This is a genomic window from Ruegeria sp. YTSC199, from assembly GCF_059609725.1.
This window is the reverse complement of the sequence record NZ_JBXWMF010000020.1, coordinates 75,596-89,674: the sequence shown is the minus strand read 5'-3', so window position 1 is coordinate 89,674 and position 14,079 is coordinate 75,596. Positions and strand designations below refer to the sequence as shown.

Below are 14,079 nucleotides of genomic sequence, written 5' to 3'. Positions count from 1 at the left end.
TAATCAAACCAACCAGATGCGCCAGATCCTCTCTTAGCTCAGGCAGCCATCTGTCCCAAAATCCCTGACAACGGACAATCTGGCAGAGCCTTTTGGCTTTTAATGTTGGGGTAGAAGTTGGCCAATTGGCAATCGTATTGGTGACATGGCCGCTACTGAAAGCCATTGCAAACGTTGGTCCCACACCTGAGCTAACGCTTAGAATTTCAATAGCAATCGGGTGCGGAGTTATTGCGAGTTGGTGGACATTCGAACGTGGGAAGGACTTTTTGGAAATGCTTAACATCTAGTATGAAAACTGAAATTTTTAGTGTTGTTTTCCAGTCTAAGTCGTTTCTGGTTTGCACCTACATTGGTTTTTAACCGACACGAGGGATGCTGTTGGTTATGTTTGTTTCGTGCCGGGAGCGTTCGCGTGACGGCTGCTACCTGCCGACTTCAAGGGCAGCAAGCCTCTAACTTTGCGTGGTAGGTCTGGGCTCATCTCTCACGTTGTCTGCATACAGGATCAATGGCTGCGATCGAGCATATTTAGTAATAGTGCGTTGAGTCCGCAAGTAAGCTGAATACTCAACTAGTGATCGCTTCACATAACAATTCGTTGCACGTTGAACAGCGGAATAGTAAGGCACAAAAAGAGCTGCACGAAAGAAGACTACCTATTCATCAAAGTAGGCGTTGTGAGTCGTGTAAATTGCCTGAATTGTTGGCGTTAAACGGTCAAGATGTGTGCGAAGTACTTGGTCGGCTGCCCGAGCGTCCCCATTGAAGAGGGCCTGTAAAAGAGATTGATGATCCTGATACAGAACCTCCATTGCTTCCTTGCTGGTTAGTGCCAGCATACAAAGGCGATCAACCTGCGCCTTGTTATCGGCAATAATTTCAAACGCAAACTCTTGTTTGGCCGAGGCGCAAAGTAATTTGTGAAACTGGTAGTCCAGATCATGAAAACCGCTGACATCTTTTGCTGAAATTGCTTCCGCCTGTTTGCGAAGGTTGGCTTTCAATGCCGCGTCTACCGATTTGTCCCGATCTAACGCGGCAGCGCGGATAACTTCCAATTCGACCGCAGTACGTACGAAGCGGGCGTTCGCGATAAGCTGTCGTGAGAACGGCCGAACCACTGTTGCACGCTGGGGCCGCACCAAAAGCAGATTGAGATTGGCTAACCGTGTGAAAGCCTCCCGCACAGGTTGACGTGAGAGCCCGAATGACTTCGCTACGTCCGTTTCGGATATCTTGGTCCCAGGGAGCAATTCCAACCGGGTGATTTGTCCAAACAGTTCGTCAAAGACGACATCGCTACTCGTCGTGCGCTCAAGGGTTCCCAATGCTGCCATTTTTTTGATTTCCAAACTCTGTTTGATGACATTGTGGCAGATCGAAAAGCAAAGTGATAGATCGTATTTGGATACTAGACGACAGATTTTCGATGTTTTTATATGAAAAGTATGGAGCAATTGGAAGTATTTCTAGAAAATATGTTGACTAGTATCCCAGTTTTCGAGTTGTATATGCCATGAACGAGGGCGGAGCAATCGTGCTTGCTGGGAGGAAATCAGATCATCCTGACTTGGGTAGGTGCTGATTTGGCGTAGCCACTTGCTAGGTTTCGAACGCGATCACCAGTCATAGACGACTGGGCCAAAAACAAGATTTGAACCTGATCTGGGAGGATAGAATGTTCAATTTCTCAATGAAGACGATGGCTGTAGCAGCTGTCTTGCTTAGCGGAGCTTCGGTCGCGCAGGCTGATGTCACGCTTCGTGGCGCAAGCATGTTTGATGAGGAGCATGCATTCACCAAAACACTGCGTGAATTCGAACGGCTGGTCGCTGAGAAATACGATGGCGAAGTTGATTTCGATCTGCGTCTGAACGGCGAGCTTGGCGTCGAATCCGACTACGTGACCTACCTTAACCAGGGTGTCGCGGTGGACTACACCATTCTGGCCCCTTCCAACATGGCCGTATTTTCAGAATCCATTCCTCTGATGGATATGCCTTTTCTTTTCCGTGATTTAGAGCATTGGGATGCGGTGCTTTCCTCGGATGCGCTGAAACCTCTTGAGGATGATCTGCGCGAAGCCGCTGGCATCGTGATTGTCGGGTATCATGGAGGCGGTGTGCGGAATCTGGCCTCTGCCGAGCCCATCACAAACATGGAAGAGCTTGCAGGACACCGTATGCGCGTCATGGGAGCCCCAATTCAGGCGCAAACTTTCTCTGCTGTTGGTGCGGCACCATCTGCCATCGCCTACAACGAAGTCTATAACGCAATTCAAACAGGCGTTATCGCCGGATTCGAAAATGAAGCCGCCTCAATCCAGAACCTGAAGTTCTACGAAGTCGCGCCACATGTTTCATTGACTCAGCACACGATCACCGTGCGCCCAATTGTGATGTCAGCAAAAATCTTCGATGAACTGCCTGAGAACCTGCAAGCCGCCATCATGGAAGCTGGCGCTGAGGCCGGTGCATTTGGTCGCGCGCTAGAGAGCGGTCAGGACGGTGAAAAACTTCAAGCAATGATCGACGCAGGTCAGATCGAAGTGCATGAGTTCGAGGGCCGCGAGAAAATGCTGGAATTGGTTCAGCCGGTCCAAGACGCCTATGCTGAAGAGCTGGGCGCGACAGAGCTGCTCAATAACGTTCGCGGAATGTAATCTCCCGGCTGACGGGCGGGTGAGACATCAAGCTCGCCTGTCGGCACAATTTCCGATGCGCCAGGCGCATCACATCGCGGAGTAGGGCGGAACATGCTTGGAAAATATCTGGATAAGTTCTGCACCTGGCTTCGCATTTTGCTTGGCGTGCTGATGGGGGTGCTGTCGATACCGGTCGCGATGCAGGTCATTTCTCGCTACACCGGATTAATCCCAACTTACCTTTGGACTGAAGAAGTTGCGACGTTCCTGTTCGTCTGGATCGTTATGATCGGATCTATTGTCGCCGTTTGGGATGGAACGCATTTTGACGTTCGTATCACGCGGGATGCGACTGGCCCGTTATCTCGCTTGCTTCAAGAAGGCGTAGTGCATGTTGCCATCATGATATTTGGGGTGTTCTTCCTGTTTTACGGCATCGAATACACCGAATTCGGCAGCAACCAACGGTCTGTAATGATGCGTGCCAACCTTGCAATCACGCACATATCGGTCCCGATTGCCGGAGGGTTTTGGTTTCTCTTATCGGGGTTCCGGCTATTCGAAGCTGTGACGCGATACTTTAGCCGCGAAAGCAGTCAGACATGATCCTCGATACCGCTACGGCCGCCACAATGCTCATTGTCGGTTTCCTGGTGCTGATTTTCATCCGCATCCCAGTGGCTTTCGCATTGGGTTTGGCAACTCTTCCCGTAGTATTGCTAGAACTGCGTCTGACACCATTCATTGTGCTCGACCGGATGTTTCAATCCTACAACTCGTTCATTCTGCTGGCCGTGCCGTTCTTTTTATTGGCGGCGAACTTGATGAATTCCGGCAAGGTGACTGATCGTTTGATTGAATTGGCTCGGGTGTTGACCGGCTGGATGCCGGGCGGCTTGGGTCATGTAAATGTCGCGGTTTCGATGCTTTTTGCAGGTATCTCGGGGTCTTCGACAGCGGATGCGGCCGGCATCGGAAAAATCCTGATCCCTGCCATGCAGAAAGAGGGATACGACACGCGATTTGCCGTTGCCATCACCGCCTGTTCTTCGGTGATGGGGGTCATCATTCCGCCGTCGATTTTGATGATCGTCTGGGGCGGCGTCATGCAGGTCTCTGTTGGTGCGCTGTTTCTGGGCGGTGCGATCCCGGGTATGATGATCGGCTTGACCTTGATGGCTACGGTGTATGGATTTGCAAAGGCCCGCAATTACCCAGTTACAGCGTCGCCAAATTGGGGTGAGTTCTGGGCCGCTTGGAAAGGCGCCGCACTGGCCCTTTTGACACCGGTCTTTGTGATTGGTGGTATTGTAGGCGGCCTAGTTACTCCAACTGAAAGTGCGATCATAGCCGCTGGTTACGCGCTGATCTTGGGCATGTTTGTTTACAAGACGGTTACGCCCAAAGACTTGGGTACGATACTCTATGACACTGCACGCTTCGCGGCCATTTCGTTGTTTGCGATCGGTACAGCTTCGGCATTCGGCTGGCTCCTGTCATTTTACAATGCGCCGCGCCTTATTGTCAGCGCCCTGACGGCTTGGGAGTTTGGTGCGTTTGGAACGGCGCTGTTGATTGCTCTGCTGTTTTTGCTCTTTGGCCTGTTCATTGATGCGATCCCAACAATCATCATTCTTGGAACAGTTCTGATGCCGGTTGCTCAGGCAGGTGGTGTCGATCCAATCGCATTTGCCATCATTGGTATCGTATCTCTGGCCTTCGGGCTGGTGACGCCGCCCTATGGCTTGTGCTTGCTGATTTCCGCAGCGATTGGCGGTCTAAACGTTGTGCAAGTCCTGCGCGAAGTTGTGCTGATTCTTGCACCGATGCTGGTCATCCTCATTCTGCTGGCAGCATTCCCCGAAATCATTCTGTGGCTCCCAAAGGCTGTCATGCCCGGAGCATTCCGATAGCGGCGTCTCAATTTGTGCTGGGCGCGCATTGAGAGAAAAGCCAACTCAAACCCACAACGAAAGCGAAGCTGGCGCTTTGTATTGGGAAGGATCGACATGAAACTTGCAGGTAAAACCGCCATAGTAACGGGAGGTGGCCGCGACATTGGCCGTGCGGTTGCGATCAAACTCGCCTCTGAAGGCGCAAATGTCGCGATCAATTATTTTTCCAGCTCGAATGGCGCGGAGGAAACCGTTTCTGCAATCGAAGGCAAAGGCGGTAAAGCGATTGCCCTACAGGGCGATCTGAACAAGAAGACGGATGTTGACGCGTTGGTGTTTCGCACTGTCGAAGCTTTTGGTGGTATCGATATTCTGGTCAACAACGCTGGTGGCTTGATTGCTCGCAAAACTATCGCGGAAATGTCTGTTGAGCATTGGGACGCCGTCATGACACTGAATTTGACCAGTACATTCCTGATGACCCAGGCTTGCCTGTCCCGGATGACGTCGGGGGCTATTGCCAACCTCGCAAGTCAAGCCGGGCGTGATGGCGGTGGGTCAGGTGCTGTGGCTTATGCTACGGCCAAGGGCGCGGTTATGACCATGACACGGGGCTTGGCAAAGGAAGTCGGCCCCGACATTCGAGTGAATGCGCTTTGTCCTGGTATGATCGACACCGATTTTTACAACGTTCACACTCCTGATGCAGGTCGTCGCGGCTCTGAAGCCAACGCGCCGCTTAAGCGTCAAGGTCATGTGGATGATGCAGCGAATCTCGTGCTTTTCCTGGCCTGCGAGGACAGTGCTTTCATCACGGGCGCAAATATCGATCTCAACGGTGGCATGCTGTTTTCCTAATAGAAAAGGAGAGAACCTGTGTCCCATTTCCCGATCGTCTCGACCGGTGAATATGTCACGCGGCAGGTCCTGTCTGAACATTCAGACCTCATGGTTGTTGCCTTCCGGTTCCAGGCGGCCGGGGCGATTGGTGCTCTGCACAGCCATCCGCATGTTCAGGCAACCTATGTCGAAAGCGGGCGATTTCGTTTCAAACTTGGTGAACGCGAACAAGAGTTTGGTCCCGGCGACAGCTTTGTCATCCCATCAGGCCAAACTCATGGCTGCATATGTCTGGAGCCCGGTACATTGGTCGACAGTTTCACACCCCGTCGCGACGATTTTCTGTAACTGACATGCGTTTCTTGGCAATCGGGGAGTGCATGGCAGAACTTGCTCCATCAGATCTGATGGGAGAGTTTAGACTTGGCTTTGTGGGTGATACCTTCAATACAGCGTGGTATATTGCACAGGTCGCATCAGATATCGACGTCAGCTATTTCACCGCTGTCGGAGACGATGCAATTTCGCAGGAAATGCGGGCGTTCATGAAAGACAGTCGGATTTGCGATACGCACGTCCAGGTCATTTCAGGCAAATCAGTTGGGCTATATCTCATCCATCTCAACAACGGTGAGCGCAGTTTTTCATATTGGCGCAACGACTCCGCAGCCAGACAACTCGCTGTCGACGAGATTGCACTTGGACGAGCAGTTGGAGACGCAGATTTGATCTACTTCTCTGGAATCACTCTCGCCATTCTCGATCCACAATCCCGCGTAAAGCTGCTTGATGCAGTGCGTCATGCACGTGCGTACGGAATAACTGTTGCCTTCGACACAAACCTGAGACCGCGGCTTTGGTCTAAGCCGCAGGAAATGACCGACATGACTATGATGGCTGAGGAACAATCTGATATCGTTCTGCCATCTTACGATGATGAAGCAGAGTGGTTCGGGGATCGCGATTCAATTGCAACGCTGAACCGTTATGTTGAGATTGGTGTGGATCAGATTGTCGTCAAGAACAGCGCTCAGCCAGTGGTCTTTCGGAATGGAGGTCAACGCGGTGAGGTAGACGTTGATCCAGTGACAGGCGTTGTTGATACCACCGCGGCAGGGGACAGTTTCAATGCAGGTGTATTGGCAAGCACTTTAAGGCACGATGATTTAACTTCCGGAATACGGCAAGGATGTCGCCTTGCAAGCCACGTCGTCCGTCACAAAGGCGCGCTTATTCCTGTCGATGTTGATCTCAGGAGAGATGAGGCGGGATGGTGACCCCCTGCAATCAAGGAGCAACAAGACCATGAAACAGACCTGGCGATGGTTTGGCCCTTCCGACCCCATTTCGATTGGTGAAATCAGGCAAACCGGCGCATCCGGCATCGTTTCGGCCTTGCACTATGTTCCAACAGGAGAGGCTTGGTCCGTAGAGCTGATCAAGGAACGACAGCAACAGATTGAACAGCCCGAAGGCGTTCCGTCTGGGTTGACTTGGGATGTCGTTGAAAGCGTGCCGGTGTCTGAAGCAATCAAATCTCAAAATGGCCCGATAAGGCAACACATTGAGGCCTACAAGTTCAGTCTGCGTAACTTGGCAGAATGCGGTATTCACACGGTCTGCTACAACTTCATGCCAGTGCTTGATTGGACGCGAACAGACCTGAGCTATCCGTTGCCGCATGGCGGGAATGCGATGCGGTTTGACCTTATTGATTTTGTCGTATTCGATTGTTTTATCCTATGCAGGAAGAGCGCAGAGCAAGACTATTCAGGCGAGATCATAGAAGCGGCACAGGCTCGGCTTGCAGACCTCGGCGAAGGAGATCGCCGGAACCTGTCGAACAATATTGTCGCTGGCCTGCCGGGCGCTAACGACAAATGGTCTCTTGAGGACGTAAAACGAAACTTGGGCGCATATGTTGGCATGACAACGGAAATGCTCCGGTCCAATCTGGTTGATTTCCTGTCCGAGGTCGTTCCAACGGCTGAAGAACTTGGCATCCGGTTATGCTGCCACCCCGATGATCCACCTTTTCCCTTGCTTGGGCTGCCAAGAGTCATGTCGTCGCAAAGCGATTACGCCGCCGTTCTGGATGCTGTCGACAGCCCGGCCAATGGGGCGACGCTTTGCACCGGATCATTGGGCGTTGCTATAGATTTCGACCCCGTGTCTTTCATTGCTCAGCTTGGTCATCGAATCCACTTTGTACATCTTCGCAATACAGTGCGTGAGGGTCCAAGCGACAGCAATCGCCACAGTTTTTCCGAGTCCGAACATCTGGCAGGAGACACCGATATGGTTGCAACGATCCGCGCCTTGTTAGCCGAGGAACAACGGCGCCGAAATCAGGGTCGATCTGATTATGAAATTCCCATGCGCCCGGACCACGGGCATGCCTTGCTGAGCGACCTCACACGTCCGTCACAGCCTGGCTACCCCTTAATAGGCAGGATGAGAGGTCTCGCTGAACTGCGCGGTGTTATGCATGGCTGCAATTAGATGCTTATCTGGGTTCAACGCCGTTATTCGCTGTTTACTTGTTGTCATCTTACCACGCGGACAGAAAAGACCGTTTGCCTGACTTGATGGAAAGCCTTTGAGTCGCAAATGACAAGACCTGTGCGCTTCATGAGGGATCCAATGGATCAAAATCAAATTCTGAGCTGTCGTTGAACGGCAAAACTATTCGCCGCCCGACAGTCTCTCTGATCATGAAATCCATAAAGCCCGGACTTCAAGGGACTTGTTCTCGGTGAACTGTGGGTGCCGGTAAAGCTATACCAACGCAAGGTTGGCTTCGTAGCACACCTCAATTACTCCAGATAGGTTTTGAACCAATCAATTGTGCGGTCCCAGGCCAAGTTTGCCATCTCCTCGTCAAAGCGTGGCGTGCTGTCATTATGGAAGCCGTGGTTGGCATTTTCATAGATATAGGCCTCGTAGACCTTATCGTTTGCCTGCAGGGCGGTCTCGAAATCCGGCCAGCCTGCGTTAATCCGCTCGTCCAGCTCGCCCATCTGAATCAGCAACGGCGCCTGAATTTTGGCGACATCCTCGGCTGCTGGCTGGCGTCCGTAGAACGGAACACCAGCGGCAAGTTCGGGGTAGGCCACGGCAATTGCGCTGACCACACCGCCGCCATAGCAGAAACCCACAGCGCCGACCTTTCCAGTGCAGTCATCTCGATTCAACAGGTATTCAAATCCATTGAAGAAATCATTCATCAACTCGACCCGGTCTACAGTCTTTTGCAGTTCGCGCCCATCGGCGTCGTTGCCCGGGTAACCGCCAACTGACGTCAGGCCGTCGGGGGCCAGTGCCATAAAACCTGCCTTCGCCAATCTGCGCGCCACGTCCTCGATGTAGGGGTTCAGGCCGCGGTTTTCATGGATCACCAGCACTGCGGGCAATGGCTCTTCAACGCCGGCGGGCCGAACAAGGTACCCCCTGACATCGCCTGTTCCATTTGGTGAGGGATAGGTGATGTAGTCTGCATGGATATCGGGATCGTTGAATGACACCTGCTGCGCCAGCGCGTAATTTGGGCTGAGCATGTTCAGCAATGCAACCGCTGATAAACCACCAACCGCGAACTTACCGGCGCGGTCAAGAAACTGGCGCTTGGTGATTTTGCCGTGCGCGTAAAAGTCGTACAGGTCCAGAAGTTCCTGGTCGAAGTCTTTTGCCGTCATGCGAGTCATAGTGAATCTCCTGATGAGTTGGCAGTAAAAAAGGTTCGTTATTGTCCGATCTATGAGTCTTGGTTTGGTTGCACTATTAGAAACTCTGTCCAATGTTACGCAGCCTTGAGATGCTCCAAGGCAGCCTGCGTGCCGCCACTGTTATGAGGCATGCCGCTCTTGGCTAGCCCCATTTCTACGCCAGAAAGGGTGGCCATCAACATTAGGTCGTTGAAGTCGCCCAAATGGCCTACGCGGAACACCTTGTCGGCTACTTTGGACAGGCCATTTCCTAACGAGATATTATAGTACTCCAACGCCGTTGCTCGAAACGCGTCCGCCGAATGACCTTCGGGTACCTTAACGGCTGTCAAAACGCCCGATTCCTGGCCTTGATGGGTGCACAAAACCTCAAGGCCCCAAACGCGCACGGCAGCCCGTGTCGCGGCTCCGTGTCGGGCATGGCGGGCAAAAACATTGTCCAACCCTTCCTCATGCAACATGTCGATGGCCTCATTCAGTCCATAGAGAAGATTGGTGCCCGGGGTGTAAGGAAAGAACCCTTTCTGGTTCGGTCCAACCATATCCTGCCAATCCCAGTAACTTCGCGGCATGGTCACGGACTTTGAATGTTCCAGCGCCCGATCGCTTACCGCGTTGAAACTCAGACCAGGTGGAAGCATCAGTCCTTTTTGCGAACCTGCGATACAGACATCGACCCCCCAGTCATCGAACCGAAAATCGATCGACGCAAGGCCGGAGATGGAGTCCACGATAAGAAGAGCAGGGTGTTTCGCCGCGTCTATGGCGCTGCGCACTTCCTCAATTGGCGAGACTGACCCGGTCGACGTTTCATTGTGGACAACGCAGACCGCCCTGATGTCGTGCTGACTGTCCATACGCAGACGGTCTTCAATCTGATTGGGGTCCGCACCGCCACGCCAATCCCCTTCGATGAGTTCTGGCTGCAACCCAATTTTCTTAGCAAGGTTGTTCCACATGAATGCGAAATGCCCTGTTTCAAACATGAGCACTTTGTCGTCCGGTGACAATGTGTTCACAAGTGCGGCCTCCCATGCTCCGGTCCCGGACGATGGGTAGATAATGACGTTCTGTTTTGTCTTGAAAATCGTTTTCATCCCCTTGAGAGCCTTGTTGCCCACTTCTGCAAAATCGGGCCCTCGATGATCGATGGTCTGCGCGCTTATGGCTTTCAGGATGCGCTCTGGCACAGCACTTGGCCCTGGAATCTGCAAAAAGTGTCTACCCGCCTGACGCATTTGAACTGATCCTTACGCTGGTGCCAAAAAGAGTGGCGCGATTACCTATTGCAAAAGTTAATTATGAATTCATTATTCAGTCAACGGTGAAGTGAAGCGTGGAATTGGGCTTACAGGGAAGGGAAGGCGAACCTGATGGTAGAGAATGGATCGTTGTACCGCCGACTGTTGTCTGATGTACGGGGAGAGGTGATGTCAGATCCGGCATCGCTTGCTCGATACTCGACCGATGCCTCAATCTATCAGATGAAACCGGACGCTGTGGTGAGCCCCCGATCCACAGAAGACGTCCAAGCCGTGATGTCCATTGCGCGGGACGAAGGATGCTCGGTTCTTCCTCGCGGCGGCGGCACGTCGCAATGCGGCCAAACGGTCAATCGCGGGGTGGTGTTGGACAACACTCAACACTTGAATCGTGTTCTCGATGTGGACGTCGAGAAACGTATCGCGCGCGTTCAGCCTGGTGTTGTCCTGGATCAATTGAATAGCGCGTTGAAGCAGCATGGCCTGTGGTTTCCGGTCGATCCCTCAACCGCGTCGCGCTGTACACTTGGGGGGATGGCGGCCAACAATTCCTCGGGTGGTAAGTCTTTGCGTTATGGGATCATGCGAGACAACGTCAATGCAATACGGGCAATCATGGTTGACGGCATCGAAGCGCGGTTCAGCGCGGACTCTGAAGGTTCTGGTGACTATGGGAACCTTGTCGCCGACATGCGGGCTCTTGGACGTCGCGAGGCTGGGGAAATTGACGCGCGTTTTCCTAAAGTCCAGCGCCGTGTGGGAGGCTACAATATCGACGCGCTCACCGGCAATGACGTTAACATGGCCCATTTACTCGTGGGGTCCGAAGGCACGCTGGCCTATTTTACAGAATTGGAATTGAATCTGGCGCGGTTGCCGGGCGAGAAAGTTACCGGCGTGTGCCATTTTCCGACATTTCGTGCTGCAATGGAGGCCACCCAGCACATCGTGACGCTCAACCCGCAGGCGGTAGAGTTGATCGACGACACCATGATTGCGTTGGGGCGTGAAATCCCATTGTTCCGCAAAACGATTGAGGCATTTATAGAAGGCAACCCTGAGGCCCTGCTGCTGGTGGAATTTGCCGAGGGCAGCGCCGAGGCCAATGCTGCAAAACTGGTCGAGCTTTCGCAATTGATGGGAGATCTCGGGTTTGCTTTTAGTGGCGCGGAAAACCGGTGGGGCGGCGTTGTCTCTGTTACGGACAACTCTCTGCAGAGCGCTATCGCCGAGTACCGAAAATCCGGGTTGAACGTCATGATGTCGATGAAGGAGGCAGGCAAACCGATCTCTTTTGTCGAAGACTGCGCTGTTCCGTTGTCCGATCTCGCCGATTACACCGCTGGCCTAACCGAAATATTTGCCCGGCATGGCACAAAGGGAACATGGTACGCGCATGCCTCGGTGGGATGCCTGCATGTCCGTCCTGTGTTGAACATGCGCCAGGACAAGGACGTTCGAACAATGAGGGCAATTGCCGAAGAGACCTTTGATTTGGTCAAGAGATACAAAGGCTCTCATTCCGGCGAACACGGTGATGGGATCGTGCGATCGGAGTTTCATAAAAAAATGTTCGGCCAGCGTATCGTGACCGCGTTTGAAGAGGTCAAGGCTCGATTTGATCCCGGCGGAATGATGAATCCCGGCAAGATCGTGAACGCACCGGCCTTGGATGACCGTCGACTATTCCGCTATGGCTCGGACTATTCGGTTCCAGAGTTCGAAACGACGCTGGACTGGTCCGCTTGGCCGGGTTCAGGAGGAGGGTTTCAGGGCGCCGTCGAGATGTGTAACAACAATGGTGCATGTCGCAAGCTAAAGGGCGGCGTTATGTGCCCATCTTTCCGAGCGACGCGAAACGAGCGTGATGTTACGCGTGGGCGGGCAAACACGCTGCGGTTTGCCATCAGCGGACAGATGCCGGGCGGTTTAACATCCGATGCCATGTTGGACACAATGAAGTACTGCGTGTCCTGTAAAGCTTGCGCTCGGGAGTGTCCGACCGGCGTCGACATGGCGCGAATGAAAATCGAAGTATTGTCAGCGAAACGTAAAAAAGACGGGCTGACGTTGGCAGATAAATTGATAGCGAATCTTCCCCGATACGCGCCAAAAGCTGCAAAAGTCGCTTGGCTTATGAATCTTCGGAACAAAATTGGACCCCTGCGTGAGCTATTGGAAAGACCGACGGGTATTTCGGCGCGACGTGATCTTCCAGAGTGGTCTTCTGCTCCGTTCCGTGATGCCGAGGCCCAGGACAATGATCCGCAGGTTTTGCTGTTTGCCGATGTGTTCAACCGTTATTTTGAACCAGATAATCTGCGCGCTGCAGTTCGGGTATTGCGGGCAACAGGACTTCGAGTGTCCGTGGCGCGAGACGACCAATCTGACAGGGCCTTAGATTGCGGACGTACTCTTTTAGCCATGGGTTGCGTTGAAGAAGCACGTCACGAAGCGCAGCGCGTGATTGAGGCGACGCGAGAGGCGGTCGCAAAGGGTGTGCCTGTAGTGGGTCTCGAACCGTCTTCTATCCTTACTTTCCGGGATGAATTTATGGCCCTTTGCCCGGGACCAAAAACGGAGATGTTGTCGAACGCCACGCACACCTTTGAGGAATTTCTGGCCAACCAGCCGGATTTGCCCCTGAAGCCGTTGGATCGCCCAATCTATGTGCATGGACATTGCCACCAGAAAGCACACGATGCCGTTACACCGATGCTCAACCTACTGAAGCGAATTCCGGGGGTACAGGTTCACATGATTGAAAGCAGCTGTTGTGGTATGGCCGGGGCGTTTGGATATGCGCCTGACACTACCGATGTTTCGTTAAAGATGGCACAACTCGACTTGTTCCCGGCGTTGGAAGCAGCGCCAGTAGATGCAGTTATCGTGGCAGATGGGACATCTTGCCGCCACCAAATCGCCGAAGGTACGCAGCGCCAGGCAATGCACGTCGCGCGCCTGCTGGATATGGTTCTTGATGTTTAGGAAATGGAAATGAACCTGACGGATAGCATTAATCGCCCGACCCTTCACGAAGAACTGGTCGAAAGGCTGCGTAACCTGGTTGTCGAAGATGTTTTGAAGCCAGGAGAAAAAGTGCCCGAGAAACAACTTTGCGACTCGTTGGGGGTCTCACGAACACCACTGCGAGAAGCCCTAAAGGTGCTTGCATCAGAAGGCTTTGTGGTACTTCAAGCCAACCGGGGTGCCCGCGTCGCAAGTGTCACGCGAGTGGAATTGGAGAACACGTTTCCAGTACTTGCAGCGCTTGAGCAACTGGCAGGAGAGTTGGCGTGTCAGCGCATGAACTCTGCGGAAATTAAACAGATCGAACGTCGCCACGTCGATATGCTGAAAGCTTATAAGTCACGTGATCGCCAGGCATATTTTAAGGCCAATCAGGACATTCATCAGGCACTGATACGTGGCGCGCGAAACGACATTCTTGAAAGCCACCACAAGCTGTTGGCCGCGCGGGTCCGCCGCGCACGTTTTATGGCTAACTTGTCGGACAAGCGCTGGGCGCAGGCCATTGGCGAACATGAAGCCATGATGGAGTTGCTCAGGACCCGCGATTCAGATGGGCTTGGAAAGTCCATGAAGCTTCACATGATGAACAAACTTTCGGCCCTTGTGAAAGCGCTGGAGGCTGAGGACGAGTCGTTTAGTTAACTTCTGGTCGAATGCGCCTATCAGCTTCCCTCGGA

At 52.9% G+C, this 14,079-nt stretch carries 13 protein-coding genes; 10 read left to right on the top strand and 3 right to left on the bottom strand.

Annotated features, from left to right (window positions below; all coding sequences use genetic code 11):
- The first annotated feature begins 92 nt into the window (after nucleotides 1-92).
- Nucleotides 93-290: a HupE/UreJ family protein gene (locus tag AC2FEE_RS18285; protein WP_496866771.1), complete on the top strand. Its 198-nt coding sequence runs from the start codon at nucleotides 93-95 to the stop codon at nucleotides 288-290.
- A gap of 369 nt (nucleotides 291-659) precedes the next feature.
- On the opposite strand, the gene AC2FEE_RS18280 is transcribed toward AC2FEE_RS18285, so the two are convergent.
- Nucleotides 660-1,355, bottom strand: coding sequence for a GntR family transcriptional regulator (locus AC2FEE_RS18280; protein WP_496866770.1), 696 nt, complete (start codon nucleotides 1,353-1,355; stop codon nucleotides 660-662).
- 326 nt (nucleotides 1,356-1,681) lie between these two features.
- Here AC2FEE_RS18280 and AC2FEE_RS18275 point away from each other — a divergent pair, with 326 nt between their 5' ends.
- The 7 genes from AC2FEE_RS18275 to uxuA all read left to right on the top strand — a co-directional run bounded on the left by AC2FEE_RS18275 (nucleotide 1,682) and on the right by uxuA (nucleotide 7,884).
- On the top strand, nucleotides 1,682-2,665 hold the full coding sequence (locus AC2FEE_RS18275) for a TRAP transporter substrate-binding protein (protein WP_496866769.1): 984 nt from the start codon (nucleotides 1,682-1,684) through the stop codon (nucleotides 2,663-2,665).
- A 93-nt stretch (nucleotides 2,666-2,758) separates the two neighbouring features.
- Nucleotides 2,759-3,253, top strand: a complete 495-nt coding sequence (locus AC2FEE_RS18270; protein WP_496866768.1) for a TRAP transporter small permease — start codon at nucleotides 2,759-2,761, stop codon at nucleotides 3,251-3,253.
- Nucleotides 3,250-4,560, top strand: coding sequence for a TRAP transporter large permease (locus tag AC2FEE_RS18265; RefSeq protein ID WP_496866767.1), 1,311 nt, complete (start codon nucleotides 3,250-3,252; stop codon nucleotides 4,558-4,560). Before AC2FEE_RS18270 ends, AC2FEE_RS18265 begins: the two co-directional genes overlap by 4 nt.
- A gap of 96 nt (nucleotides 4,561-4,656) precedes the next feature.
- Nucleotides 4,657-5,400 (top strand): SDR family oxidoreductase, encoded by a 744-nt coding sequence (locus AC2FEE_RS18260; protein ID WP_496866766.1) that lies wholly within the window; start codon nucleotides 4,657-4,659, stop codon nucleotides 5,398-5,400.
- An 18-nt stretch (nucleotides 5,401-5,418) separates the two neighbouring features.
- Nucleotides 5,419-5,730: a cupin domain-containing protein gene (locus AC2FEE_RS18255; protein ID WP_496866765.1), complete on the top strand. Its 312-nt coding sequence runs from the start codon at nucleotides 5,419-5,421 to the stop codon at nucleotides 5,728-5,730.
- 5 nt (nucleotides 5,731-5,735) lie between these two features.
- Nucleotides 5,736-6,659, top strand: coding sequence for a sugar kinase (locus tag AC2FEE_RS18250; protein WP_496866764.1), 924 nt, complete (start codon nucleotides 5,736-5,738; stop codon nucleotides 6,657-6,659).
- A 28-nt stretch (nucleotides 6,660-6,687) separates the two neighbouring features.
- Complete coding sequence (uxuA, locus tag AC2FEE_RS18245; RefSeq protein ID WP_496866763.1) at nucleotides 6,688-7,884, top strand: mannonate dehydratase; 1,197 nt, start codon at nucleotides 6,688-6,690, stop codon at nucleotides 7,882-7,884.
- Between the two features lie 314 nt (nucleotides 7,885-8,198).
- Here uxuA and yghX read toward each other — a convergent pair whose 3' ends face one another.
- Both yghX and AC2FEE_RS18235 read right to left on the bottom strand, forming a co-directional pair.
- The gene (gene yghX, locus AC2FEE_RS18240) at nucleotides 8,199-9,086 is read right to left on the bottom strand and encodes a YghX family hydrolase (RefSeq protein ID WP_496866762.1); all 888 of its coding nucleotides are present in this window, start codon (nucleotides 9,084-9,086) and stop codon (nucleotides 8,199-8,201) included.
- A 95-nt stretch (nucleotides 9,087-9,181) separates the two neighbouring features.
- Nucleotides 9,182-10,345, bottom strand: a complete 1,164-nt coding sequence (locus AC2FEE_RS18235; RefSeq protein ID WP_496866761.1) for a pyridoxal-phosphate-dependent aminotransferase family protein — start codon at nucleotides 10,343-10,345, stop codon at nucleotides 9,182-9,184.
- Between the two features lie 135 nt (nucleotides 10,346-10,480).
- Here AC2FEE_RS18235 and AC2FEE_RS18230 point away from each other — a divergent pair, with 135 nt between their 5' ends.
- Together AC2FEE_RS18230 and AC2FEE_RS18225 are read left to right on the top strand one after the other, a co-directional pair.
- The gene (locus AC2FEE_RS18230) at nucleotides 10,481-13,357 is read left to right on the top strand and encodes an FAD-binding and (Fe-S)-binding domain-containing protein (protein ID WP_496866760.1); all 2,877 of its coding nucleotides are present in this window, start codon (nucleotides 10,481-10,483) and stop codon (nucleotides 13,355-13,357) included.
- A gap of 9 nt (nucleotides 13,358-13,366) precedes the next feature.
- Nucleotides 13,367-14,044 (top strand): GntR family transcriptional regulator, encoded by a 678-nt coding sequence (locus tag AC2FEE_RS18225; protein WP_496866759.1) that lies wholly within the window; start codon nucleotides 13,367-13,369, stop codon nucleotides 14,042-14,044.
- Nucleotides 14,045-14,079 lie beyond the last annotated feature (35 nt).